Raw genomic sequence first — 25294 nt, forward strand, 5'->3', positions numbered from 1 at the left:
CGAGACGTCAAATTCCTTATGGCTGAGCGCCCTGAAGCACTGCCACCGCTCGAATGGATCCGGGTCTATGAGGCCGCCGCGCGCCTCGGCAGTTTCACCGCCGCGGCCGCGGAGCTCGGCCTTACCCAGGCCGCGGTCAGCCAGCGCATCCGGAACCTCGAATTGCGGATCGGCGCCCAGCTGTTCGACCGCCAGGCGCGCGGGGTGACACTCTCGACCCAGGGCGAGGCGTGGCTGCCGCATGTGCAGGCAGCGCTTGGGCAACTCGCCCACAGCACCGCCAACCTGTTCGCAGCACCCCGGCGCAAGATCACGATCGCCGCCTCGGCTTCGATCATCGAGCTATGGATCGTGCCGCGCCTGGCAATGATCGGGCGTGTGCTTCCCCAACTGCAGCTGTCCTTCGAGACGATCCAGCGCCTGCCCGACTATTCGAGAAGCGAGGCGGATTTCGAGATCCGCTTCGGCGAGGGCAACTGGCCGGAACTCGAGGCGCGGCGCCTGTTCACCGAAGAGCTTGCCCCGGTCGCGTCGCCGGCGCTGCTCGACACGGCGAGGGGTGACTGGCAGAGCCTGCCGCGCATCGCTGTCTCCGGTCCAAGGATCGGCTGGCGTGACTGGACGGCGGCGATGGCAGCACCCCCGTCGCCGGTGCCGCTGCTGCGTTTCGACACCTTCGTCCAGTCCTTGAGGGCGGCTGAGGCAGGAGCGGGCGTGCTCTTGGGATCGCTCGCGCTGTGCCGCGAGGTGCTTGCGGCAGGGCGATTGGTGCGGATGGACGACCAGGCCCTTCGCATGGAAGCCGGCTACTGGATCACCTGGCCGCGCAGCCGGCCGCGCTTTGCCGAGCGCCAGGCTTTGCTCGACAGCCTGACGAGCGGCGGGGCTGACTAGGTCAGGCCTAGGCGGGATTCGCAAGCGGGCTTAGGTCTGATTGGCGGCAGGTGCGGGCGCTTGCCATGGGTGGTGCATAGAGGGTCCTCATTGGGGCCGATGGCCGACCGTCCGCTGCCAGGATGCCCAACACGAAAAGTGGACATCAGAGCTCTTGCCGCCGAGGACTGGGATTGGTCACGCGCTGAAAGCGCCGACGAAATACAAGGTCGCGCGACAGGTGATGCTGAATGTCTTGAAGAGCGCGAAGGCTTCCCCGAGGCAGCCATCACTGGCGTCCAGTGAGTGCCCGAAAGCAGCATACGCTGCTCACGACGTGCGGGCCATAGATCGTACTGGAACCAGCAAATTGAGCCGTCGAATGGCGGCTTTTTTGCTGGAAGCAGGCCTAACTATCTAACTGCCGTCGATCGCGGCGCCGATGCGGGCGATTGCCTGCTGATAGACACTCGCGGAGTTCCAGCCAGCGATGGCGCCCATGTTTCCTTGATAGCCCCCGCCGGCCCGCCAACCGTGCGCCCTGAGGAAGTTGGCCGTTGACATCAGCGCAGTACTCTTGTCGCGCATGTTCTTGCTGCCGACGCCGTACTTCAAGACGTTCCCGGGCAGGAACCCGGTATGGCCGATCTCGCCGTGCATGGCGCCGACCGAGCGGGCGCTCAGCGCGCCGCTGTCAACCAGCTTGAGCGCCGCGATGGCATGCGGCGCGAAGAATTGCGGACGGCGGCAATCGTAGGCGAGCGTGACGATTGCCGATACAGTGTTCTGGTTGCCCATGGAGGCGCCGAAGCCGGTCTCCATACCCCAGATGGCGAGCAGCACGCCGGCGGGCACGCCGTACTTGCGCTCGATGTTGCCGAAGAGTGCTGCGTTCGCCGTCTTGAGCGATCGCCCCTTGGAAATAATCGCGGGCCCACCGCGGCGTCTCATAAAGTCATTGACCGAGCCACCGAAAGCCCTGTTGACGGAGCGGTCGGCCCGGATGGTTCCTACGGCGTAGTTCGCTCCGAGAAGCGCTGCAAGGCCCTTCCCCCTGACGCCGGCGGCCTTTGCCGTCTCGGCAAACTCCACTTTCCACTGTTGAAACCCGGCAGCGCTTTTGCTGCATGAGGCCGCCTGAGCGGCGCACGTGAGAAGGCAGAGGGCGAGGGCGCCCGCCGCTGCTATCAACTGTCCTCTAGCAAAGAACGCCATGTCGCTCTCCTAGCCGGTCCGATCCATCAAGCATCCGGCCGCATGGCGTCACTCAATAATAGCGGTTGGGCGAAATAAAGCCAGCCATGGCGATTTGGAACATTCGCAAGCGCGGGGCGACCCCGCCCACGCACTAGTTGGCCGCGCTGGTGCAGGCGCCGCTTTCGACCTTCGTCAACGTGTCGTTCGTTCGGCATTTCGGTGAGTTACTTTGGCAACGTCCGCTATCGGGAAAGCCTTGGAGCCACCTCACGGGCCGACATGGGGCGCGAAGCGGCTGTTCGCCGTGCGAAAGACATAGGACGTCTTTGGGCCACCCCCCGGCACAACCTGATCCGGCGGGGAAAAATTCCCGGCCGCTCTCTCCCCACCCCCTTGTTTCAAAACACCTTCCAAAAAATCTTTCCGCCGTTTTTTCCACGCCCTGAAAAATCCGGCGCAATATCAAAGCCACTTCCTCGCGGGAAGCCTGGTGCGCACCGGGTATCAGGTGAGGGGGACGGTGTCTTGGCCGGCAGCACTGACGGTGGTGCTGCTGGGTGTTGAGCCCCCAGGCCTTGGCCCCGCCAGCCGCGACGCGGAAATGCGTTTGATGGCACAAGGGTGGGGCAAGCGCACCGGCGGACGCATGGTGGCGTGCCGTATCAATTACTCAGCAAGGCGCGCCCCATGCGTCGGCTTCCCACATTTTTCCAAAGAAACCGGCCGGTGCGCCAGGCCGGGCGGTCTCCCATGGGCGCGGCGCAACTGTTCCTCACGAAAGGCTGTTCAACATGAAACAATTGAAGCCGATCGACGACCGCCAAAGCGCCATCGACCGGCGCCTGCCCTACACGGTGCGCAAGGTCGTGGGCTTGGCCGTGCGCATCGCCGCCACGCGCGACGGCGCGCTGTTCGCGCCGCGTCTGCCGCAAGAATGGCTGCTGTCGCGCCGACTATTATGGCCACGAGGGGGCTGCCTGCACCGACCAACCCTCCAACTGGGCCGCCGACGAGGTCGAGGCGATGATGACCTTTCTCGCCGCGCTGTCGCTCGGCGCGGCGGAGATTTGAGGCGTTGGCCGCCCCCTCACCCTTCGACAGGCTCAGGATGAGGGCAGCGCCCAAAAAACCTAGATCACGTTCAGTTCGCGGAAGGCGCGCCCCTCGGCGATGCGCTGGTAGCCGAAGGCCGAGCAGTCGATGGTTCGGTAGCCGCCATGCACCAGCAGTTCGGCCAGCGCCTTGCCCACTGCGGGGGCCTGCTGCAGGCCGTGGCCGGAAAAGCCGTTGGCGAAGATGAAGTTTTGAACCTCCGGATGCGGGCCGATCACCGCGTTCTGGTCGAGCGCGTTGTAGTCGTAGTGGCCGACCCAGGCCTGCGTCGCCTTGATCGCCTCGAAGGCCGGCACGCGGGTGGCCAGAACCGGCCAGATCACCTCTTCGAACAGCCCCCAGTCGGGGTTGAAATCTTGGGGATCAGCGGCCTGCTCGCCGTCTTCGCTTTCGGCGCCACCAGTAATGTAAACTGAGCCTTCGGGCCGGACATAGACGCCGCTGGGGTCGACCATCAGCGGCATGTCGTCGAACTTTTCGCGCGCCTCGAAGACAAAGACGTTGCGTTTTCTGGGCTCGACCGGCAGCGCGATGCTGGCCATGGCCGAGACGTTGCCGGCGTTCGGTCCCGCCGCGTTGACGATCGTGCCGGCCTCGAGCCTCTCGCCGTCGGCGAGCGTTACGGCCACGACGCGGTTGCCCTGGCGCTCGATGCCGGCCACTTCGGCGGTGATCAACTCGACATTTTTCGTCTTCAGCGCCTTGCGGAACAGGCCGAGCATGGCGTGCGCGTCGAACCAGCCTTCGCCTGTCCGGCCATAGGCGCCGGCGGAAATGCCCTCGGTCGAGATCCACGAGAAGCGCTTTTGCAGTTGCTCGGCGTCCTCGAGCACGATGTCCGCCCCCTCGGCGATCTGCGCCTCATGGTTGGCCTTGAGAATGGGAAAACCGTTGTCGCCGGCGAGGATCAGGTAGCCGCCCTCGCGGAAGCCGATGTCGGCGTCGGGGCCGAATTCGTCCTTCAGCCGCCGGAACAGGGACAGCGTGAACTGCGACAGGCGGATGTTTTCGGGGATCGAGAATTGCTGGCGGATCGAGGCGCAGGACAGCGTGGTCGCCGCATGGGCGAATTGCGGATCGCGCTCGATCAGCGCGATGGAGCCGGTAAAACCTTCGTCGCGCAGATAGTAGGCGATGGAGCTGCCGACGATCGCGCCGCCGATGATGACCACGTCGTAGCGTGCCATGATGTAGTTCCGTCTGTTCGAGATGGAGGACAAGAGCAGTTACGCCACCGCGCCGCAAGCACTTGCAAGGGCCAGCATTGCCGGGCAAGAAGTCCAGATGCCACATCCCGTCTCACGCCCGCGCCGCTCCGTCCTCTATGTCCCCGCCACCAACGAAAAGGCGCTCGCCAAGCTGCCGCAGCTTGCCTGCGATGCCGTCATCCTCGACCTCGAGGACGCCGTGCTGCCCGAGCACAAGGTCCAGGCGCGCGAACGTCTCGCAAGCTTCTTTGCCGAAAAGGTGGCGGGAGGCCGCGAATTCGTCGTCCGCATCAACTCGCTGGCGAGCGAATGGGGCGCCGACGATCTTGCCGCCGTGAGCCAATGGGCCGTCGACGGCGTGCTTTTGCCCAAGGTCGACACGGTGCGCGACATTCTCGAGGCCAACGACGTGCTCGACAACCATGATGCGCCCGAGGGGCTAAAGCTCTGGGCGATGGTCGAGACGCCGCGGGCACTCGTCAACATCGCCGCCATCGCCGAGCTCAGCCGCAACCCCGGCTCGCGGCTCGCCTGCCTGGTTGCCGGCACCAACGATCTCGCCAAGGATACCGGCGTGGCGGTGACGGTCGACCGGCGCTACCTCATGCCCTGGCTGATGCAGATGGTGCTCGCCGCCCGCGCCGGCGGGCTCGACCTGCTCGACGGGGTGTCCAACGATTTCCGCGATCTCGAAGCGTTCGCCCGCGAATGCGCCGAGGCCGCCGCCATGGGCTTCGACGGCAAGACGCTGATCCATCCGGCCCAGATCGCGGGCGCCAATGCCGCCTTTTCGCCATCGGCCGCAGCCCTTGCCGAGGCGCAGGCGATCGCCGACGCCTTCGCGCTACCGGAAAACGCCTCGAAAGGTGTAATCTCGCTCGGTGGCAGGATGGTCGAGCGGCTGCATCTGGTCCAGGCCGAGCAACTGCTCGCCAGGGCCGCACTGATCGATAGTTTCAAGAACTGAGAAGCGCACGAGGACACGAGAATGAAACTCTATCGTCTCCTGACCGGGCCCGACGATGCCACCTTCTGCCACAAGGTCACGGCGGCGCTGAACAAGGGCTGGCACCTGTTCGGCTCGCCGACCTATGCCTTCGACGCCGACACCAAGGCCATGCGCTGCGGCCAGGCCGTGGTCAAGGACGTCGACGGCATCGACTACGACCCGACCATCAAGCTCGGCGATTTTTGATCTTGTTGGGGAAGCGTCCGGCCTATTCGGCGGCTTCCTCCAGCCGCTCCATGTCCTCGTCGGACAGTCCGAAATGGTGCCCGATCTCATGGATCAGCACATGGGTGACGATGTCGCCCAGCGTCTCCTCGTTCTCCGCCCAGTAGTCGAGAATGGCGCGGCGGTAGAGCGTGACGCGGTTGGGGCCTTCGCCGGTCTGCGGGTTCCAGCGCTCGGCGATCCCGCGTCCCTCGAACAGGCCAAGCAGGTCGAAGGGGGTTTCCAGCGACAGGTCGTCCATGATCTCGTCGGTCGGGAATTCGGCAATCTGGATGACCACCTCGCCGGTCAGCTGGCGGAAGTCCTCCGGCAGGTGGGCGTAGGCTTCGAGCGCCAGGAGCTCCATTTCCTCGATCGAAGGCGAAAGCTGGTCATGCCAGGCGCGGGTCTTGTAGATGCGGGCCATTCTTTTTCCTTTTGGGGGCATATAGCCTTTCGTCGCCCGGCTTACGAGGCTTTTGCCGTGCGGCGAGAAAATAAGCGGCCGAGCTGTCGATGTGGAGAGGAATAAATTCCCTTTGAATCGGCTTGACTCTCGGGGGCGCCTCTGGAATCTATAAGAACATAACAGGAACAATTAGCCGGAGGCATATCGACATGGCGACCAGCGCCGTGGCGCGGGACGTCGTTTTTGCCCTGCGCCGGAAGATCGCGAAGATCGAGGGAACGTTGCCGGAATTGCTGGCGGCTCGCTCCGGCAATGTGCCGCCCGCGGGCCTTCTGGTCCGTCGCAACGGCGTCGCTTCGGCGCGCGATCTTTTCCTCCCCACCGGCGTCCAGGAGCTTGACGAGACCCTGGGCGGCGGGTTGCCGAAGGCGGCGCTGACCGAGATTCATGGCGCTGCGACGCGCGATGCGGGCGCGGTCGCCGGCTTTGCCCTGTGCCTCGCCAGCCTCATTCGCAAGCACAACGCCAGGCCGGGGCTGGTGTTGTGGGTCGGCACGGCCGAGGTCTTCAGGGAGGCAGGGCTTCCCTACGCGCCGGGGCTGGCCGGGCAGTTCGGCCTTGCGCCCGAGCAGATGCTGCTGGCCGAGGCGCCGAAGCCCGCCGATGCGCTGTGGATCGCCGAGGAGGCCAGCCGCATCGACGAATTCGCAACCGTCATTGTCGAACTGCGCGGCAATCCGCGGGGGCTGGACCTGACGGCGACGCGGCGGCTGCATCGTCGGGCCCAGGATGCCGGCCGGCCGGTATTGCTTTTGCGCCATTCGGCGGAGGCCGAACCGACGGCCGCGCCCACCCGCTTCGTCGCAGCACCTGCCCCGGCGGCGCTTCGTCGGACGGTCGCCGGTCCGCTGTCCCATTCGATCGGGCCACCCGGCTTCACGGTCGAAATCGGCAAGAGCCGCACCGCTCTTGCCGGCAAATTCATTCTGGAATGGAACCCCGATGCACACACCCTCGAACAAAGAAGAGACGAACGCGCCGTCCCAGAGAATCGTGTCGCTATGGTTTCCCCATCTCGCGGCCGAGCGGATCCTGCGGCGGCGGCTGGGGCGGTCCTGGCGTTCAGGCCCGCAGCCGGGCCAGCCGCTGGTGATCAGCCATCGCGAGAACAACACCCAGCGCATCGCCGCCCTCGACGAACAGGCTGAAGCGCTCAGGCTGCGGCCGGGAATGGGCATTGCCGAGGCGCGCGCCATGCATCCCGACATCGACGTCGTCGAGGCCGACCCGGAGGCCGATCGCCGCCTGCTCGAAGGCCTCGCCGACTGGTGCGACCGCTATACGCCGCTGGTCGCGCTCGATGGCACCGACGGGCTGTTCCTCGACATCACCGGCTGCGCCCATCTCTTCGGCGGTGAAAAGGCGTTGCTCGCCGACCTTCTGGCACGCTTTTTCCACCAGGGTTTTGACGTGCGCGCCGGCGTAGCTTCGACGGCGGGGGCGGCCTGGGCGGCGGCACGGTTCTCGTCCGGCCATATCGTGGCCCCCGGTGGGGAGCGCAGTTTTCTCCATCGCCTGCCGCTGTCGGCATTGCGCATCGAAGCGGTAACGCGGGCAAGCCTCGAAAGTGTCGGGCTGCGCACGGTAGGCGCGATCATCGACGGGCCGCGGGCGCCGCTCGTCCGGCGTTTCGGCGCAACACTTATCGAGCGGCTCGACCAGGCGCTGGGGCGGCTGGAGGAGGCGATCTCGCCGCGCCTGCCGGTGGCGCCGCTGTCGGTCGAGCGGCATCTCGCCGACCCGCTGTCGCTCATCGAGGAGGTCGAACGGCTGGTCGGCCTGCTCGCAGCCACGCTCAAGCTCGATCTCGAGCGCCGCGAGGAGGGAGCGCGCACGATCGAGCTTCTGCTGTTCCGGGTCGACGGCATGGTCAGCCGCATCACTGTTGGCGCGTCGCGCCCCATCCGCGAACCCGCGCTGATCGGCAGGTTGCTGCATGAGCGGCTGAAGGCGCTGGGCGAGACCATCGATGCCGGGTGCGGGTTCGATCTCGTTCGCCTGTCGGCGTTGTCGACGGCTCGTTTCGAGGCGCGGCAGGGCGATCTCGCCGGCGAGGTCGAAGACGATGGCGAGGAACTGGCGATCTTTGCCGACCGTGTGTCGGCCCGGCTCGGCGAGGCCGCGGTGCTCGATCCCGTTCCGGCCGAAAGCCACCTTCCCGAGCGCGCCGGGGCCGTCGCTCCCCATGCACGGGGGCAAACCCCAAAGGCCGCCGCAGTTGCAAGGTCAGGCAAGGCGAGCTCCGTCAATCGGACCAGCCAGCTGGAACGTCCGATCCGCCTGTTCCGCTCGCCCGAGCCCATCGACGTTCCCTTGAACGAGGTGCCCGACGGTCCGCCGCCGCATTTCCGCTGGCGGCGCGCCCTGCATCGTGTCGCCCGCGCCGAAGGGCCGGAACGCATAGCGCCGGAATGGTGGCGCGAAGGGGCTGAAGCGCCGACGCGCGACTATTACCGTGTCGAGGATGCCGACGGCCGCCGTTACTGGCTCTACCGGCAGGGGCTCTACGGCGCGCAGGCCACGCCGCGCTGGTTCCTGCATGGAGTTTTTGCATGAACATGATCGCTGCCGCGCGCTATGCCGAATTCGGCGTCCAGTCGAATTTCTCGTTCCTGCGCGGGGCTTCGTGCCCGGAGGAACTGGTGGCCACGGCAAAGCTTCAGAGGCTTGCGGCGATCGGCCTTGCCGACCGCAACAGCGTGGCAGGCGTCGTCCGGGCCTGGAAGATGGCGGATGAAGAAAAGCTCGCCTATCATCCCGGTTGCCGGCTCGTCTTTTCCGATGGCACGCCCGACATCTTGGCCTATCCGCAGGATCGTGCCGGCTGGGGTCACCTCTGCCGCATGCTGACTGAGGCCAACATGCGCGGTGAAAAGGGCTCCCCCGACTTGCGCTGCGAGGACCTTTTCGAATGGGGCGATTTGCTGTCGCTTGCGGTGTTGCCGGAACTTGTTGGCCCGGCCGAAGAGGGTCTGGCGTTGCTGCGCGCGCTCAAGGCGCGTTTCGGAAGCTCGCTGTGGCTGGCGGTCGCCCCGACCTTCGGTGGCAACGACCGCTTCAGGATCGAGCAGGCCGCGGCCATGGCGGCGGCGGCCGGCCTGCCGCTGATGGCGACCAATGACGTGCTTTACCACACATCAGGCCAGCGCCCGCTGCAGGATGTGCTGACGGCGATCCGCGTCAATGTGCCCGTCACGCAGGCCGGGTTCGAACTCAAGGCGAATGCCGAGCGCTACCTCAAGGCACCGAGCGAGATGAACAGGTTGTTCCGCCGCCATCCCGAAGCCCTGGCCGAGACGTTGCGCTTCGCCGCGAGCCTGCATTTCTCACTGAAGGAACTCCAATACAACTACCCCGACGAGCCCACCGAATCCGGCCTCGAACCGCAGGCGGAGCTTGAGCGGCTAACCTGGGAGGGGGCGAAAAGACGCTATCCTGACGGCGTTTCGGAGAGGGTTGCGGGGCTGATCCGCCACGAACTCGGCATTGTCGAGGAACTCAACTATGCCCGCTATTTCCTCACCGTGCACGACATCGTCCAGTTCGCCCGCTCAGAGGGCATATTGTGCCAGGGGCGCGGGTCGGCTGCCAATTCCGTCATCTGCTTCTGCATCGGCATCACCGATGTCGGGCCCGATATCGTCGATGTCCTGTTCGAGCGCTTCATCTCCGTGGAGCGGGGCGAACCGCCTGACATCGACGTCGACTTCGAGCATGAGCGGCGCGACGAGGTCATCGCCTTCATCTACGAAAAATACAGCGCCAGGCGCACCGCGCTCGCCGCTTCCGTCGTCACCTATCGCGGCCGCTCGGCGCTGCGCGAGGTCGCCAAGGCGATGGGCCTGTCCGACGATGTCAGGGGAGCGATGTCGGGGGCGATCTGGGGCTGGTATTCGTCCGAGCTCGGCGAGCAGGAAGCGAAGGCCGGCGGGCTCGACAGGGCCGATCCGCTGACCGGCCACGTGATCGAGCATGCCAACGGCATCATGGGCTTCCCCCGCCATTTGTCGCAGCATGTCGGCGGCTTCGTCATCACCCGCGACCGGCTCGACGAGATCGTGCCCATCGTCAAGACGGGGATGGAAGAGCGCAAGATGGTCGAGTGGGACAAGGACGACCTCGATGCCGTCGGCATCCTCAAGGTCGACATCTTGGCGCTCGGTATGCTGACTTGCCTGCGCAAGGCCTTCAATCTGCTGGAAGCGCATTACGACGAGCGCGACCCGCATGGCCGGCCCTACACGCTGGCGACGCTGCCGCCGGAGGATCCGAAGGTCTACGACATGATCTGTCGCGCCGACACGCTCGGTGTCTTCCAGATCGAGAGCCGGGCGCAGATGTCGATGCTGCCGCGCCTCAGGCCGCGCGAATTCTACGATCTGGTCATCGAGGTGGCGATCGTTCGGCCCGGCCCGATCCAGGGCGACATGGTGCACCCCTATCTGCGCCGGCGGCAAGGCAAGGAAAAGGTCGAATTCCCCAAGGTCGAACTCGAAAGAATCCTCGGCAAGACGCTGGGCGTCCCGCTGTTCCAGGAGCAGGCGATGAAGATCGCCATCGTCGCCGGCGGCTTCTCGCCCGGCGAGGCCGACAAGCTCCGGCGCGCCATGGCCACCTTCAAGCGCACCGGCACCATCGGCAATTATCGCGACAGGATGGTCGAGGGCATGGTCGCGCGCGGTTATGAGCGCGACTTTGCCGAGCGCTGCTTCAAGCAGATCGAGGGTTTCGGCGAATACGGTTTTCCCGAAAGCCATGCGGCGGCCTTTGCGCTGCTCGTCTATGCCTCCTGCTGGTTCAAGACCTACTATCCCGACGTCTTCTGCGCGGCGATCCTGAATTCTCAGCCGATGGGGTTTTACCGGCCAGCGCAACTGGTCCGCGATGCCGAGGACCATGGCGTCGAGATTTGCGCGGTCGACATCAATCACTCCGAATGGGACTGCCTGCTCGAGACCGCCGATTTCGATCCGAAGCAGATCCGCGCCCGCCATGCCGAGATGCGCGATGTCATCAGGACGAGCCATGCCGTCCGGCTCGGCTTCCGCCAGATCAAGGGGCTTTCCGAAAGGAAGATGAACGGGTTCGTGGCCCGACGCGGCACGGGCTACGCGTCGGTGCGCGATGTCTGGCTGCGTTCCGGGCTCGACGTCGGTGAGATCGAGTTGCTTGCCCAGGCCGACGCCTTTCGCTCGATCGGTCTCGACCGGCGGCAGGCCCTGTGGGCGGTGCGCGCGCTCGACGGCAAGAGTGCCGCAGAAATGCTGCCCCTGTTCGACCAGCCTGCGGTCCAGCTGCCCGACAACGAGCCCGAGATGCATCTGCCGGTCATGCCACTCGGCGAGCATGTCATCCACGACTACCGTTCGCTCGGCCTTTCGCTGAAAGCGCACCCCGTGGCCTTCCTCAGGCCGCAACTCGACCGCGCCGGCATCACTCCCAACGGCCGACTGGGCGAGGTGCCCGATGGCAGGCGTGTTTCGGTGGCGGGGCTGGTGCTGGTGCGCCAGCGCCCGGGCAAGGGCAATGCCATTTTTCTGACACTGGAGGACGAAAATGCGGTTGCCAACATCATCATCTGGCAACGTGTCTTCGACCGCTACCGCGCGGTGATCATGGGATCGAAGCTCATCCGCGTCAGTGGCAAGCTGCAAGCGGAATCGGGCGTCATTCACATCGTAGCCGACAGCATGGAGGATCTGACGCCCTGGCTCGCGACGATGTCCGAGGAGATGCAGGCCGAGGCGAAAGCCCGCGTCGCGACTTTCCAGGCGAACGGCGGGCGGCAAACTGCGGCCGAGAAGGCGGGGAGGGATCCGCGTATCCTCAAGAGCTATGAAAATCTGGCGCGCAAGGCCAGCAGCGTCATGCCCAAGGGACGCAACTTCCAATAGGCCGTTTTCCATGGGCGGGGCAGAGCGGCGGACACCCGAATAAATCCTGGTTGCCGTTCTATCTGATTGTTTTTGCCACATTTGTACAATGCCAAGTGATTCCACTCGGCTGCAAAAATGCTCCGGACATCGCGTCCAATGTTCGAAAAGGATCTGGCGGCAAAAAAGAAAACAGGGAACGAATCGCCGGTTGGCAGCGTCCAAGGCACATGCCGAACTCAAGCCCCTATGCAGGCTCCCAAGGGCTGCAGGAAACGTCAGCGGGAGGCGGGAGGAGCGCCCTTGGGACCTTCCTCGGGATCAAAGATCTGCCGCGCTTCCGAGGGCAGCATGACCGGGATGCCGTCGCGGACCGGATAGGCGAGGCGAGCCAGTCGCGAGACCAGTTCGCTGCGTTCGGCGTCCCAGATCAGCGGCGCCTTGGTCAGGGGACAGGCGAGCAACTCGAGCAGCTTGACGTCAATGTCGCGCCTTCTGGAGGTTTCAACCATGGCAGCTCTCCATGCGGTTACAGCGCCGCGCGTCCTTTTGGACACGCAAAGGACGCTGTAACACTTAAACTTTGTGCATGATCCTTTCCGAAGATCGTTTCCGATTTTCAGGACCATGCACTGGCCTATTGCAGGCTCGATCCGAAATCGTCGTTCTCGCGCGCCAGCGCCATTTCGGTGATGGCAATCAGCGTCTCGGCCCGCGTCTTGAGATCTGGCGCCTCGAGCAGCGCCTGCTTTTCGGCGGCGCCATAGGGCGCCATCATCGACAAGGCGTTGACCAGCACCGTGCTGTCGGCACGGCTGACGCTTTCCCAGTCGGTCTCGAGATCGTTGGCCTGGAGATAGGTGCGGAAGGCGCGCAGCAGCGCCGGGCGGTCGACTTCGCCGCCCGCCTTGTCTTCGGACAGGTCGGCGGCGAAAGGCGCGATCCGGCACTGGCGGAAGGGCGTCTTGACCGCAAGTTCCTGTACGATGCGGAAGCGGCACACGCCTTGCAGCGAAATGAGGTAGCGGCCGTCGCCGGTCTCGGCAAACGAAGTGATCCGGCCGATGCAGCCGACCATGCATAGTGCTGGTTCCCCGTTCGGCAGCGACGTGCCGTCGAGTGCTGGCTGGATCATGCCGATCAGCCGCGACCCGGCGATGGCCTCGTCGACCATCTGGAGATAGCGCGGTTCGAAGATGTTGAGCGGCATACGCCCGCCCGGCAGCAGCAGCGCCGCAGGCAGCGGGAACACCGCCAGCGTCGCGGGCAGATCGGCATCGAACCGGTAGTGCACGTTTCCTGCCTGCATCTCAACTCCCGCCGCATGCCGGTGCATGGCCCCGAACCGAAGGTCCGCGTCGCGAAAAGCGGACCCGATTTTCGGACAGGATCATGCACAAGTTCAAAGTGCTACAGCGCCTTTTGCGCATCCAAAAGGACACGCCGCGCTGTACATTCGGAACTGTCGCGCACAAACGCAAGCCCGCCGCCGTCCCGTCAGGAAAACAGCAGCGAAGACAGCTTGCGCCTGGTGGCCAGCGTCACCTCGTCGGTGAAACCCCAGGCCTCGAACAGTTTCAGCAACTGAGCCCTTGCGCCGTCGTCGTTCCAGGTCCGGTCGGCCTTGACGATGGCAAGCAGATTGTCGGCTGCCTCGGCGCGCTGGCCGGCAGCGTTCTGGATCATCGCGAGATCGAAGCGCGCTTGGTGGTCACCGGGATTCTGCGCCAGTCGGCGCTCGAGCCCGGCCGCGTCGCCAAGGGCTGCGGCCTCTTCGGCAAGGGCAATCCTGGTACGCACGGAAACGAGGGCGGCCGCATCCTTCTTGTCGTCGGGCGCGCGGGCAAGCACTTCGTTGGCACCGACGGTATCGCCCGCCTCGAAGAGAAGTTCGGCCAGGGCTGCGATGGCCTCGACGGTCTCCGGCGCCTGTTCGAGAATGGCGTCGTAGATCTGGGCTGCGGTCTGCAGGTCGCCCGCTCTGCGCGCTTCCGCCGCCGCGGCAAGCGCCTCGGCGATCTCGGGCTGGGCGCCGTTCTTGCCCGCGACACGATCGATGAATTCGCGAATCTGGGTTTCGGGCACCGCGCCCATGAAACCGTCGACCGGCTGGCCGTTCTTGAACGCGATCACCGCCGGAATCGACTGGATCCCGAGCTGGCCGGCAATGGCGGGGTGGTCGTCGATGTTCATCTTGACGAGCTTGACCCGCCCGCCGGCGGACTGGACGACGCGCTCGATCACCGGTGTCAGCTGCTTGCACGGCCCGCACCACGGCGCCCAGAAGTCGACCAGTACCGGCTGGTTGCGCGATTCCTGGATAACGTCGGCGGCGAAGGTGGCGGTGGTCGTGTCCTTGATCAGCTCGGCTGTCGGCTGGGCCGTCGCGCCGCCATACTGGACGTTGGTGGCGTACTGGCTGCTCATGCCGCCGAATGGATTGCTTTCGTTGCTCATCTTCGCTCTTTCGATAAATGGCGGCGGCTGGTTTCGGACCGCGCTCGGTTCAGGCAAGCATGTGGCTATCAGCCCGAGACTTTCAAGATCACAGCATCGTGGCCGGTTGCCTTGACGAATCGCAGCAGGTCATCGCGGCGAATCGAGGTGGTGGCCTCGTTGGTCAGCGGATGGGCATTGATCGTCGCATTCTCCATCAAGACACTGTCGAGCACCAGCTTGACCTTGCCGGTCCTGTCGTTGACCAGCCCGAAGACGGTGACCGCGCCAGGCACGATGCCGAGCAGTTCCATCAGCGCCTCCGGCTTGCCGAAGGAGACGCGGCTTGCCGCCCCGATCAGGTGGTGGATCTGCTTGAGATCGACATTGGCTTGCTCGTCCACCGTGACCAAGAAGAAATTGTCCTTCTTGTCCTTGAGGAACAGGTTCTTGGTGTGCCCGCCCGGGATCTCGCCGCGCAGCGCCTGCGAATCGGCGACCGTGTACAAGGGCGGGTGCTCGCGTGTCGCAACGGAAATGCCAAGTTCGTCGAGATAGGCCATCAATTCGGCCGGGGTTTTGGGAATCATGGCACCGCTCATCAGGGCTTCCGCTGCAGTTGGGTGTCCCGGTTTATGGGCAAATGGCGCAGCCGATACAAGTCGGCTTGCGTGTCCACAACGCGCATTGCCCGGAAATCCGGGGTTTTTCGCCCTGTGTGAAAATTGTCGAAAAAAGAGCGTGTCCCCCTGTTGCATTCGCCGGGAGCTTCGGCCATATAGGCCTCGTTGCGGCGACGAGCTGCGGCGAGCGGGTGTAGCTCAGGGGTAGAGCACAACCTTGCCAAGGTTGGGGTCGAGCGTTCGAATCGCTTCACCCGCTCCAATTACTCCACGAAAAAGGCCGCGGTTTACCGCGGCCTTCGTCGTTTTTGGCGCTCGGAAAGCGCGGCCGGAAGCACGGTCGCCGCGGCCAGGGTTACCGGCGGGTCACAAGGGCGTTGAGCCGATTCAGGCCGAAGTAGAGGCGTTGCGCGCGCTTCATCAAGCGGGCGGCGCTGCCTCGATTAGCGTGTATAGACCCTCGCGAAACACACTATTCACGGCTTCGAGCGCAGACTTGACGGGAAACTCAAAGTGTAAATTGAGGTCGTCCCCAATCAGGGAATACGGTTCCGGGATTGAGCGAAGTCCGTAGTAGAAGACGGCGTAGGATTCGTAGTGGACTGCGTCGAATCCTATTGAACGGCTGTAGCTCTCCAGAAGCATCTGCGTCCGAAGTAGCTCATTAAAGATAAGTCGCCGCTTCCCCGCATCATAAACGCCGTTGCCTCGTTTTACGTTATACGAGCGGACGGTTCTGTTCTCACTGTCGTGAACAATCAGGTCTATGGGGATAGCTTGCGCGCCCTCGCCATAGGGAAGGTTTATCCCGCGATACGATACTGGAGGCAGGCCTCTATGCAGTTCCGCGATCGACGCAAAGGAGAGCTTGAAATGGTCTTCGGTCCAGACGGTGAACCGTCCGCAATCCTTTAATCGTTCAAGGAGTGCTCGTCCAAGAATTTGGCCGTGTCGTTTGTAGGCCGAGCTGATGATGCTAGTCGCTCGCGAATATTTGGCCCCACCAATTGGATCTGCTCTAAACTTAGTTCGCGCTAGATTCGCAAGGGTGGCGTGGAGCGTAGGCTCCATGCGAGAGAGGAAGGCCCCGAGATTGCTGCTGTGGTGATTTGCCATTTTCGCTTCAACCGGCTGTAGTAGTAACCGGTATTACCTTAGTATTGATGAATCGAGAGCTACGATGACTGAATCCTCTGCCCAGCCCGACGTCATGCAAGAGTTTGATTTGGCGCCTTCACCACGCGTTCTCCCGATGCTTGGGGAAATCAATCTTGAGCAATGGCGGTGTATTGGCGAGCTCGTCGACAACGCGATTGATGGGTTTCTCCATGCTGTTCGTCGTAGCGAAGAGGTATCTGACCCCATCGTTCACGTTACGCTCCCCGAGGCGGATCGCGAGGATGCTGTAGTTCAGGTGGTGGACAATGGGCCGGGCATGACGCCTGAAAATCTAGCTAAGGCGGTCAAGGCCGGATGGTCGGGCAACAACCCAACGGACAACCTTGGATTGTTCGGGATGGGGTTCAATATTGCCACAGCTCGGCTTGGCTTGACGACGGAAGTCTGGACTACGCAAACTGGCGACGCGGAGTGGCATGGACTAGTAATCGATTTCGATCGTCTGCAACGGCAAGGCAATTTTCGGACACCTCATCTGAGGTCCCCCAAAAGTGATACATCGGTACACGGAACTAAAATTGTCATTAGACGCCTGAAGCCCGCGCAGCGGCAGTGGTTGTCGCGGTCAGCAAACCAGGGCCTGCTTCGTAAGAGGTTGGCGCAAGCCTACGCAGCGATGCTTAGGCCGAGCGGCCATCCGATTGAATTCAAGCTTTATCTCAACAACAAGATTGTCAAATCCAGGCCGTTTTGCCTTTGGAATGAGACCCGCTCAGCCGAATTGCCGGATCTCGGCGAGGTATCCGCAGTCTTACCTTTCAACTATCCGCTCAGCGATAAGTATCACTGCGTAGCCTGCATGAACTGGGTGCCGTCATCCACCCCAAATCCTGACGGCTGCCCAGTTTGTGAAGGGGTTGGCACACTTCAGCGGAGATCGCGGCGCGTGCATGGTTGGATTGGCTTGCAACGTTACGCGGACACTGTGGATTTCGGCCTCGACTTCATCCGCAATGGGCGCAAGATCGAGATGGGCAGCAAGGACCTTTTCATCTGGCGAGGTGAGAATGGCGATGAGCCCGAATATCCGATCGATGACCCGAGTCGCCGTGGGCGGATCGTGGGGGAGATTCATCTTGATCATTGCCGGGTTAATTTCGCGAAGGAGCGGTTCGATCGCTCCGACCCTGCGTGGGAAGAAATGGTCAGCTTAGTTCGAGGCGAAGGGCCATTGCGCCCCGAGAAAGCTCGCGAACTTGGTTATAGTCAGAATGGAAGCGTGCTTTTTCGTCTGTACAAAGCCTTTCGCCGAATGCGACCGCACAGCAACGTCGCGGGTGGCTGGCGGCGCTTACTCGCGGTTCCCGATAACGCTATTGCTAAGGAGCTCACGCAAAAATTTTTCGACGGCCATCCGGATTATCAAGAGGACACTCATTGGTGGCGGCTGATCGAGGAAGCTGAGCGCCGGCTACTGACCAACGATACCGATGACAATGAGGACGACTCAGCGGCTGGCGGCCTCCCTCCCGGTCTGCTCGACAACCCTTTAGAAGATCGGCCAGCGTTGGATACGACCGAGTTGCAGCCAGCATCAATGCAAGATTATCGGACGCAACGTCAGGAAGCGCCAAGCCTTTCTCGTAGTTATGTTTATGCGCCTGCGGGTCAAACCTTCACGGTCAAAGCGTTCGAATGCGCCGCTCATGACCCCGACTTGCCTGCGGCTGCAGCTTGGTGCTTGATACTAGGGGATATCGCGACGCGCACGTACCACTTCCTATTTAAGCCAAGAGCTGAGGTGTTTCGATCCATTACGCTCGAACCGCTTGACGCGCTGCTGATTGAGTTGGCGTTCCTCACTAACGAGTATGTCCGGGCCAGCAAGGAGCCGCCTTCTTATGCTGTCCTCCTCTCCTATTTTCGAGAGCACTACGCACGGACGTCGAGCCTCGATGCCCGAGGTGTCACGGCCGAGGCCAGTGATGCGCTTGAAACATTGGCACAGGCGATTCTGGCCAACGTACCGAAGGGGGAAGAAGGAAAGCTGTTTGATGCGCTCACGGTTGAACAGCGAAGCGAAGTGATGCGCACTCTTGCTCGCAAGGGCATCGCGCCCGCAGGACCCATCACCGATGGGTCCTTCGTAACGGCCGCGCCAAGGAACATGCTGGGACGGCTGGTCGAGGCGTTCCCAGAGTTGGTGTTCGATAACGCATATTGGGATCTCCCATATTCGACCCTCGACTATGGAGATCCTCAATTGACAGATCGCGCACGTCAGCAGCTGATTGATCGCGCCACGTCGTTGATATCGGACGCTGCATGGTTGGCTGAAGCCGCCCCAACGATCCTTGGGACGATCCGAAAGGAAGAGTTGGTCAGAGGGCTAATGTCGGTTAGCCTGATTAGACCGGATCGGGAAATCTTGTGACCGGCCTGTTTCTTGACGAGCGGCGCCTATTGGATGGACCTTGGCAGGCCTTCGAGCGCGATGTTGCCCGCGCACTAATATGCGCGGGCTTTCAGGACGTTCGCATCGTTGGTGGTACCGGGGATATGGGCGCCGACGTTGTTGGCGTGAAGGACGGAAAAGTCTGGGTCATCCAGTGCAAATTTACCAGCACCTCGTCGCCGCCGAAAGCTGCAGTGGAAGAGGTCATTCAAGCTAGCCGTTTCTACGAGGCAGATGTTCTGGCGTTGGCTACCAGTCGACCTGCTGGCAAGGCACTTAGCGACGAGATTGCCCGAGTCAAACGATTGGGTTTTGTCGTTCATCTCCTTACTCCCTCGAAGTTGATGCAGCTCGTGCAGGGCGTGGCCACGAAACCGCCTACAGCGCGCTCGCTGAGGCCTTATCAGGAGGAGGCTTGCGAGCGCTTGTTCGACGCGCTTGAGGAAACGGGTCGGGCTCAGATCGTGCTGGCCACGGGACTCGGAAAAACTGTGGTGATGGCTGAGGTCGCCGCGCGGCTTTTCTCTGACGGTCGCCTCGAGAATGGTCGAATGCTCGTCCTTGCGGATAAGCGGGAGTTGGTACGACAGCTGCAAAGCGGTTTTTGGGCGCAACTACCAAAGACTGTGCCAACCCATTTGCTCGCGCCTGAAGAGGAACCTAGCTTCTGGGAAGGGATTACTTTCGCCACAATGCAGACCGTGCACGCGCGGCTTTCTAGTCTACCTACGTTTGACGTGGTTTTCGTTGATGAGGCGCATCATATCGGGGCGCCAACTTATCGAGACGTCCTTCATAACCTAGCTCCTCTTCGGCTTGCCGGTGTGACGGCAACGCCTTGGCGAGGCGACGAATTCGACATCGATACCTTGTTGGGGCAACCCCTTGTACGGGTCGGGATTTCTGACGGGCTCAAGTATGGATATTTGAGCGAAGTAGACTACCGTCTGCTCGCTGACAACATCGACTGGGAATTTGTCCAGGGCGCGTCGAATTTTGGCTACACTGTAACAGAGTTGAACAAGAGATTGATCATCCCAACCCGAGACGAAGAAGCTGCGCGTGTCGTTGCGAGCGCCTTTAAGTCTGAAGGGCGTCGTGCGGGGTTGGTTTTTTCACCCAGCGTCGCGCACGCTGATCATTTCACTGCCACGCTGAGGATGTTCGGTCTGCGTGCGGAAAGCATGTATGGTTCCATGTTGGCACGAGAGCGCGATAAGCTAATGTCGCAATTCAAGCGCGGTCTGATCGACGTCTTATGCACGGTGGACTTGTTTAACGAGGGAGTTGACGTTCCCGACGTGGATCTTGTCGTATTCATGCGGGCCACTCACAGCCGACGGATCTTCGTTCAGCAACTGGGCAGGGGACTGCGAATGTCCCCGGGAAAAGACAAGGTGATCGTCCTCGATTTCGTCACCGATCTACGGCGCATAGCCGAAATTGCCGAACTTGAACGTCTCGCGCGGCATAATGCCCCGACCGAGCGCTTACCATTGGGGGGGCGTTTGGTAGAATTTTCCAACCATTCGGCGGGATCATTTTTAATGGAATGGGTCAAGGATCAAGCTTCCCTAATACTCCGCGAGGGCGACCCAACGCTGGATCTGCCGCATTTCGAATTTCCCGATCATTTGCCCCATGGCGGCATCCAATGAGAATTCCAACCGACGTGCGGATCCGTGTGAAGGGGTGCCTGTGGGAACAGGCCGACAAATTGGAGTGGGACTCACTCGGGAGCGTCGAGAAGGCCAGGCACTACACACAGTGGACCGACAGCCAGGCAATTGGTGGCGTTCTCTCGACCTACATGGATCCGCGTTCAGTCAGGGTGTATATCAAGGACACACTGTTGAAGGGATATAGTCGATACAAGCTAAACAAGCATGAGTCCCTAATCTTAAGGCTAACTGGCCGCGACAAGTCCAATGTTGCGCAGGAATTCATCAAGCCGCATGGATTGAGTTTCACCGACGGCTCAATTGTTGCTTGGGGACGTGCTGACGACTGGAAGGTGATACTGGGCTCGTTGTTTGAGAGAGCTTTCGGCATTGGAGGACAAGCTACGATGGTGGTGTTGTTTCGCGCTGCACCACGCTTCGTCCGTCCGTCCTCCCAGGATCTAGTCGAGACCGCAGCGCGTCGACTGGGCATCGAGCGCTGCGTTTGGTTCGATTGATATGGCGTTACAGCGGAAAGGACTGCTTCCACTGAAGCGTCAGTGATTACCTGTCACCGAATTAAGCTGTAAGCGCACTGATCGGGCGACCACTTCAGCGAGCCTCACCGGAACCGCATTTCCAAGCTGACGCATCGTTTCACTCCAACTACCGTGGAAGAGAAAGTCGTCGGGAAATGTCTGGATCCGTGCGCTCTCACGTACCGAAAAATAGCGTATGGATCCGTCAGGGCGACGCAACATATTCTCACCGCCAGGTACACCGTGCACACCTGCCTTTAGGGCCTTCGCAGGAAGGTCAAGCGGACTTCCGGTGTGGCCAGGATAGGAGCGCGCGCCGGGTATGAAGCGGTGATCTGGAAAGGCGCTTGCTGCTTCGCCGCTAAATTCAGGATCCGGCAAGCCTATCAGGGCGTCCCTGACCGTCAGCCAAGGCTTGCATGATGGTTTTTCGCGTGGCGTCATGGTGACGGCGAAGCGTTCCTTTTGCGGTATTTCGTGGCGCTCCCAATAGTCCCCATCGATACCTTGGGACCAGGCTAAGGCCTCAGCGGAATGCGTTTCCTCCGGGAAATTCCATTCCGTTCCCAGGTCAGATCGGAATCCCACTAGAAAAACCCGCTCTCGCTTTTGCGGAACTCCGTAGTTCGCCGCGTTTAGCAGGCGAACCACAACGTGGTAGTGTAGTCCGTCATGACGTCCACTGGTTTCATGGCGCTCCAACCGGGCCATATGCTCAAACCACGGCTCGCCCAATGTCGTAGTCAGCTCGGGGTGCCGCAGTTGGAGACGGATATATTCCAGATAGTTGGAAAAGGTCGCGCGCCGGAGCCCCTTAACATTCTCAAACACAAACGCCTTGGGAGATAATTCACGAACCGCACGAATGGCTTGTGGAAACATGTCCCGCGCGTCGAGATACGCGTTGTGTTTCCCTCCCATCGAAAAGGGCTGGCAGGGTGGCCCGCCAGAAACCAACTCCACCGGCGGGAGGCTGGTATAATCAAAATCTCGAACATCGACTCGATGGATCGGCCAGGGCTCATTCTCCTCAAGGGTATCACAGGCCCACCGGTCCCATTCGATAACGGCGGCGTGGTCGAAGCCAGCGCGCGCCACACCAATGCCGAGCCCGCCAGCGCCCGCGAATAGTTCGACGGATTTCACCTGAGAAATTCCCTCACCTTAGTGACGAGTGCAGGACGATCCCGCAACTCGCATTCCCAGAGCGTTAGAACCCGCCAGCCAGCTTCTTTCAATAGTTCTTCGACCTCAATATCGTGCTGGCGGTTGCGACTGAGTTTGGATCCCCAGAAATCGAGGCGAGATTTCGGCATTCGAGCCAGTTTACAGTCTGGAGAGGGGTGTCTATGCCAAAAACAGCCGTGCACAAAGATAACTGCCCGGCGACTGCCGAATACGAGGTCGGGCTTACCTGGCAAGTCTCGCCGGTGCAGGCGATAACGATACCCCAGTGTATAAATTAGACGGCGCACTACCATCTCTGGTCTTGTGTTGGCCGCCCGTACCCGCGACATCCGCGCCGACCTTTCAGTTGGGCTCAGGCTATCCATCTGCCCAAATCTCCACCTGGTCGCACTACGAAAGTCCGAACTATCAATTCCAAATCTACGAATTTCGTTCGGTGCTGTCGTTCGTCGCGCGACGACATCACTTTATTTTACGAGCGCGCCAATGCCAATGCTTCGATCATAATCGCAATGCGTTCCAAATCGTCGCTTCGCAGCGCTCGCACACTAGCTATGACCCGTTCGCGCGCGATGAACTCCAGCGGCCGTTCTTCTTGAGCGAACGTTTCTGACAGTAGTTCGTTTGGGGTCGTCGCCAAGACATGTGCAATTCGAACCAGCGTCGCTAGGTCCGGCTCTCGGCGGCCACTGACATGGTCTGCCCCCTGAAAAGTGGTCCTCCCTTATGTATGGCTTTTGAGCCGATGGAGGACTTAGGAAATGGCCAGGAAGAGACACAGCGCGGAAGAGATCGTCACGAAGCTGCGGCAGGTTGATGTTCTGACTTCGCAGGGCAAATCGGTTGCGGAAGCGGTCCGATCGATAGGTGTGACGGAAGTTACATATTATCGTTGGCGGTCGGAATACGGAGGCCTGAAGGGCGATCAGGTCAAGCGGCTGAAGGAACTTGAGACGGAGAATGCGCGGCTTCGGCGCGCCGTCTCCGACCTGACCCTGGACAAGATGATCCTGGCGGAAGCTGCGCGGGGAAACTTCTAAGCCCCGCACGTCGCCGGGCCTGCGTGGATCATGTTGTTGCCGAGCTTGGCGTCCGCGAACGACGGGCGTGCCGGGTTCTTGGTCAGCACCGCTCCACGCAGCGCAAGGTTCCAACGACACCGGATGATGAAGCGGCTTTGACTGCCGACATCATCGCGCTTGCCATCCAATATGGCCGCTACGGTTATCGCCGCATCACGGTGATGCTGCATCGTGCGGGCTGGGTGGTGAACGTCAAACGGGTCGAGCGGATCTGGCGGCGTGAGGGGCTGAAGGTTCCGCAAAAGCAGCCCAAACGAGGCCGTCTGTGGCTGAATGACGGTTCCTGCATCCGGCTGCGGCCGGAGTATCCCAACCATGTCTGGTCCTACGACTTCGTCGAAGATCGCACCCACAACGGAAGGAAATTCCGCATGCTCAACGTGATCGATGAGTTCACAAGGGAATGCATCGCAATCAAGGTGAGCCGGAGGTTGAAGGCCGTCGACGTGATCGACGCTCTGTCCGACCTGTTCATCCTGCGCGGCATCCCTGGCCACATTCGATCCGACAATGGCCCCGAGTTCATCGCCAAAGCCTTGCGTGAATGGATCGCCACCGTCGGTGCCAAAACTGCCTACATCATGCCCGGCAGCCCTTGGGAAAATGGCTATTGCGAGAGCTTCAACTCGAAGCTTCGTGATGAACTGCTCGATGGAGAAATCTTCTACACGCTGAAGGAGGCCCAGATCGTCATCGAAGGCTGGCGGCAACATTACAATACGGTGCGACCGCATTCATCGTTGGGCTACAAACCGCCTGCGCCGGAAGCGATCCTGTGGCCGGCTGCGCAACCCGGACCAGCTTCGCCGGCCACCCCGGCCATAGCGCCAAGACCCATCATGCACTAAAATTGAACCCGGACCACCTGAGGGGGGCAGGCCACGGCCTGGGTGTAGTGGCCGAGCGTCACGATGGGATTGGCGTGGCCGGCGATCTGCGCCACCAGACCAACTTCGATGCCCTGCGCCTGAAGGGTCGAGATGAACGAATGCCGGGCGCTGTGCGGGGTAACGTAGGGTAGGCCGAAGCGCTTGAAGGCGGGTTCCCAATAGCGCTTGCGGAAGTTCTGGTAGAGCAGCGGCCCGCCGCCTCCGATACGCGGCAGCGGCCATTCCTGGAGCCGGCCAGGGCCGGGGAAAACGCGGTGAAGCTCCTTACCCTTGCGTGGGCAGCGAACCCGCCAGGCGAGCAACATCTCGCGCAGCGTCGGGCTCATCGGGATGTCGCGGGTGCCGGCCTCGGTCTTGGTCATCTCGGTCAGCGAGCCGTCTCGTTCCTGGACGCGACAGATGTGAATGACGTTGTTGTCGAAGTCGACCTCGCTCCAAAGGAGCCCGAGCTGTTCCGAGGGCCGAGTGCCGGCGAGGAAGGCGAAGGCATAGTAGGCGCCGTGTTCCAGGTCGTCCTTGGCGGCGACGACCAGCTTACGGATGTCTTCTGGTGTCAGGATTACCTTCTTTGGCTTGTGTTGACGGCGGGAAAGACCCGTCGGCATGGACGGAGCCCGCACGGACAAGTCCTCTTCGGCCAGTGCGAGGATCGATTTGAGGTGGGATTTGGCCCGGTTGGCGGTGTAGGTACCGCACTGCTCGACAACCGTGCGATGCCAGACGCGGATCATGGCCGTGGTCAGCTCGGTTAGCTTGATGTCGCCGAGCAGCTTCATGAACCGAGCGTTCTTAGGTGCGACGCCCGTCTCGGTGTAGTCGGCGCGTTCCTGAGGCGTCCCGATCAGTAGCGGCCCGCGAATGGCCCCGTTCGCTACGACCTTGTAGCCCTTCAGTGTCGAGGCTTTGACCTTGCCCTCCTTATCGGCCAGCCAATGGTCGATCGCTTGCCCGACCGTCGGGGCGGTGCGCTCGTCGACATAGCTACCCTTGGCGAATTTCACGAGCAGTTCGGCCCGAAACGCCTCGGCGTCCTTCCTGGTGTTGAAGGCCCTGCGGCGGCGCTTCAGCAGTTTGGGGTCCTTGTACTCGCAATACCACTGCGGATAGGTGGCGATGGTACCGCCCTTCAGTTTGCGGCGACGGGTGGTTTTGGTGATGCTGACGCTCTGAATGTTGTTCATTGCCCTGCCTATTGGAGTCAAAAACAACGAGGAAAACACGCGGAAGTAACCGGCACAATTAATCGCCAGACGCCTTCAGACGGGCTCGAACCCGCCCGAAATGTAACCCGGCGTGTAACCTCGGATTATTGGTGGATGTCGGAGCCGCGAAGCGACGCGGCTCCTGAATTCTCA

Annotated in this window: 20 protein-coding genes and 1 tRNA gene; 11 read left to right on the forward strand and 10 right to left on the reverse strand. The window is 61.8% G+C overall.

All coding sequences use genetic code 11. The features are described from left to right. Positions 1–18 precede the first annotated feature (18 nt). The gene (locus tag ABSY17_RS24270) at positions 19–894 is read left to right on the forward strand and encodes a LysR substrate-binding domain-containing protein (protein ID WP_378946581.1); all 876 of its coding nucleotides are present in this window, start codon (positions 19–21) and stop codon (positions 892–894) included. 396 nt (positions 895–1290) lie between these two features. Here ABSY17_RS24270 and ABSY17_RS24275 read toward each other — a convergent pair whose 3' ends face one another. Both ABSY17_RS24275 and ABSY17_RS24280 read right to left on the reverse strand, forming a co-directional pair. Further along, positions 1291–2088 carry a lytic transglycosylase domain-containing protein gene (locus ABSY17_RS24275; protein ID WP_378946584.1) on the reverse strand — a complete coding sequence of 266 codons (798 nt, stop codon included), beginning with the start codon at positions 2086–2088 and terminating at the stop codon, positions 1291–1293. 1112 nt (positions 2089–3200) lie between these two features. Next, on the reverse strand, positions 3201–4370 hold the full coding sequence (locus ABSY17_RS24280; RefSeq protein ID WP_378946587.1) for an NAD(P)/FAD-dependent oxidoreductase: 1170 nt from the start codon (positions 4368–4370) through the stop codon (positions 3201–3203). A 97-nt stretch (positions 4371–4467) separates the two neighbouring features. On the opposite strand from ABSY17_RS24280, the gene ABSY17_RS24285 reads away from it, so the two are divergent. Both ABSY17_RS24285 and ABSY17_RS24290 read left to right on the forward strand, forming a co-directional pair. After that, entirely contained in the window at positions 4468–5358 is an 891-nt protein-coding gene (locus ABSY17_RS24285) for an HpcH/HpaI aldolase/citrate lyase family protein (RefSeq protein ID WP_378946589.1), read from the forward strand. 21 nt (positions 5359–5379) lie between these two features. Next, on the forward strand, positions 5380–5586 hold the full coding sequence (locus tag ABSY17_RS24290) for a DUF1737 domain-containing protein (RefSeq protein ID WP_378946592.1): 207 nt from the start codon (positions 5380–5382) through the stop codon (positions 5584–5586). 22 nt (positions 5587–5608) lie between these two features. Here the strand turns inward: ABSY17_RS24290 and ABSY17_RS24295 are convergent, their stop codons facing one another. Beyond that, a complete protein-coding gene (locus tag ABSY17_RS24295; protein WP_378946594.1) occupies positions 5609–6031 on the reverse strand; it encodes a metallopeptidase family protein in 423 nt (140 codons plus the stop codon). A 191-nt stretch (positions 6032–6222) separates the two neighbouring features. Here ABSY17_RS24295 and ABSY17_RS24300 point away from each other — a divergent pair, with 191 nt between their 5' ends. The 3 genes from ABSY17_RS24300 to ABSY17_RS24310 are packed head-to-tail and all read left to right on the forward strand — an operon-like array spanning position 6223 to position 11967. Then, the gene (locus tag ABSY17_RS24300; RefSeq protein ID WP_378946597.1) at positions 6223–7221 is read left to right on the forward strand and encodes an ImuA family protein; all 999 of its coding nucleotides are present in this window, start codon (positions 6223–6225) and stop codon (positions 7219–7221) included. Continuing rightward, on the forward strand, positions 7163–8629 hold the full coding sequence (locus tag ABSY17_RS24305) for a Y-family DNA polymerase (protein ID WP_378946600.1): 1467 nt from the start codon (positions 7163–7165) through the stop codon (positions 8627–8629). Before ABSY17_RS24300 ends, ABSY17_RS24305 begins: the two co-directional genes overlap by 59 nt. After that, positions 8626–11967 (forward strand): error-prone DNA polymerase, encoded by a 3342-nt coding sequence (locus ABSY17_RS24310; RefSeq protein WP_378946603.1) that lies wholly within the window; start codon positions 8626–8628, stop codon positions 11965–11967. Before ABSY17_RS24305 ends, ABSY17_RS24310 begins: the two co-directional genes overlap by 4 nt. A gap of 257 nt (positions 11968–12224) precedes the next feature. Here ABSY17_RS24310 and ABSY17_RS24315 read toward each other — a convergent pair whose 3' ends face one another. From ABSY17_RS24315 to ABSY17_RS24330, 4 genes are all read right to left on the reverse strand, one after another. Then, positions 12225–12458, reverse strand: coding sequence for a Trm112 family protein (locus ABSY17_RS24315; protein ID WP_378946606.1), 234 nt, complete (start codon positions 12456–12458; stop codon positions 12225–12227). Between the two features lie 125 nt (positions 12459–12583). Next, the gene (locus ABSY17_RS24320; protein ID WP_378946609.1) at positions 12584–13255 is read right to left on the reverse strand and encodes an LON peptidase substrate-binding domain-containing protein; all 672 of its coding nucleotides are present in this window, start codon (positions 13253–13255) and stop codon (positions 12584–12586) included. Positions 13256–13443: 188 nt separating this feature from the next. Further along, positions 13444–14403, reverse strand: a complete 960-nt coding sequence (gene trxA / locus ABSY17_RS24325; protein WP_378946612.1) for a thioredoxin — start codon at positions 14401–14403, stop codon at positions 13444–13446. A 68-nt stretch (positions 14404–14471) separates the two neighbouring features. Beyond that, positions 14472–14984 carry a prolyl-tRNA synthetase associated domain-containing protein gene (locus ABSY17_RS24330; protein ID WP_378946615.1) on the reverse strand — a complete coding sequence of 171 codons (513 nt, stop codon included), beginning with the start codon at positions 14982–14984 and terminating at the stop codon, positions 14472–14474. A 208-nt stretch (positions 14985–15192) separates the two neighbouring features. Between ABSY17_RS24330 and ABSY17_RS24335 the strand changes: the two genes are divergently transcribed. From ABSY17_RS24335 to ABSY17_RS24350, 4 genes are all read left to right on the forward strand, one after another. Next, positions 15193–15267, forward strand: a tRNA-Gly gene (locus ABSY17_RS24335). Positions 15268–16185: 918 nt separating this feature from the next. Then, positions 16186–18558 carry an ATP-binding protein gene (locus tag ABSY17_RS24340; RefSeq protein WP_378946618.1) on the forward strand — a complete coding sequence of 791 codons (2373 nt, stop codon included), beginning with the start codon at positions 16186–16188 and terminating at the stop codon, positions 18556–18558. Next, positions 18555–20237 (forward strand): DEAD/DEAH box helicase family protein, encoded by a 1683-nt coding sequence (locus tag ABSY17_RS24345; RefSeq protein ID WP_378946621.1) that lies wholly within the window; start codon positions 18555–18557, stop codon positions 20235–20237. Before ABSY17_RS24340 ends, ABSY17_RS24345 begins: the two co-directional genes overlap by 4 nt. After that, complete coding sequence (locus tag ABSY17_RS24350; RefSeq protein WP_378946624.1) at positions 20234–20758, forward strand: hypothetical protein; 525 nt, start codon at positions 20234–20236, stop codon at positions 20756–20758. Before ABSY17_RS24345 ends, ABSY17_RS24350 begins: the two co-directional genes overlap by 4 nt. Positions 20759–20797: 39 nt before the next feature. Here the strand turns inward: ABSY17_RS24350 and ABSY17_RS24355 are convergent, their stop codons facing one another. Beyond that, positions 20798–21925, reverse strand: a complete 1128-nt coding sequence (locus tag ABSY17_RS24355; RefSeq protein ID WP_378946626.1) for a DNA cytosine methyltransferase — start codon at positions 21923–21925, stop codon at positions 20798–20800. After that, on the reverse strand, positions 21922–22332 hold the full coding sequence (locus tag ABSY17_RS24360) for a very short patch repair endonuclease (RefSeq protein WP_378946628.1): 411 nt from the start codon (positions 22330–22332) through the stop codon (positions 21922–21924). The genes ABSY17_RS24355 and ABSY17_RS24360 overlap by 4 nt, the downstream gene beginning before the upstream one ends. A gap of 396 nt (positions 22333–22728) precedes the next feature. Here ABSY17_RS24360 and ABSY17_RS24365 point away from each other — a divergent pair. After that, positions 22729–23897, forward strand: a protein-coding gene (locus ABSY17_RS24365) for an IS3 family transposase (RefSeq protein ID WP_378942677.1) whose coding sequence is annotated in 2 segments (ribosomal slippage) — positions 22729–22993 and positions 22993–23897 — 1170 coding nt in all. Because the reading frame shifts where the segments join, the coding sequence is not laid out codon by codon here. Here the strand turns inward: ABSY17_RS24365 and ABSY17_RS24370 are convergent. Further along, positions 23894–25120, reverse strand: a complete 1227-nt coding sequence (locus tag ABSY17_RS24370) for a tyrosine-type recombinase/integrase (RefSeq protein ID WP_378946631.1) — start codon at positions 25118–25120, stop codon at positions 23894–23896. The two genes, ABSY17_RS24365 and ABSY17_RS24370, sit on opposite strands and share 4 nt — an antisense overlap. Between the last annotated feature and the right edge of the window lie 174 nt (positions 25121–25294).

The organism is Mesorhizobium sp. ANAO-SY3R2, assembly GCF_042466635.1.
GTDB lineage: Bacteria > Pseudomonadota > Alphaproteobacteria > Rhizobiales > Rhizobiaceae > Aminobacter.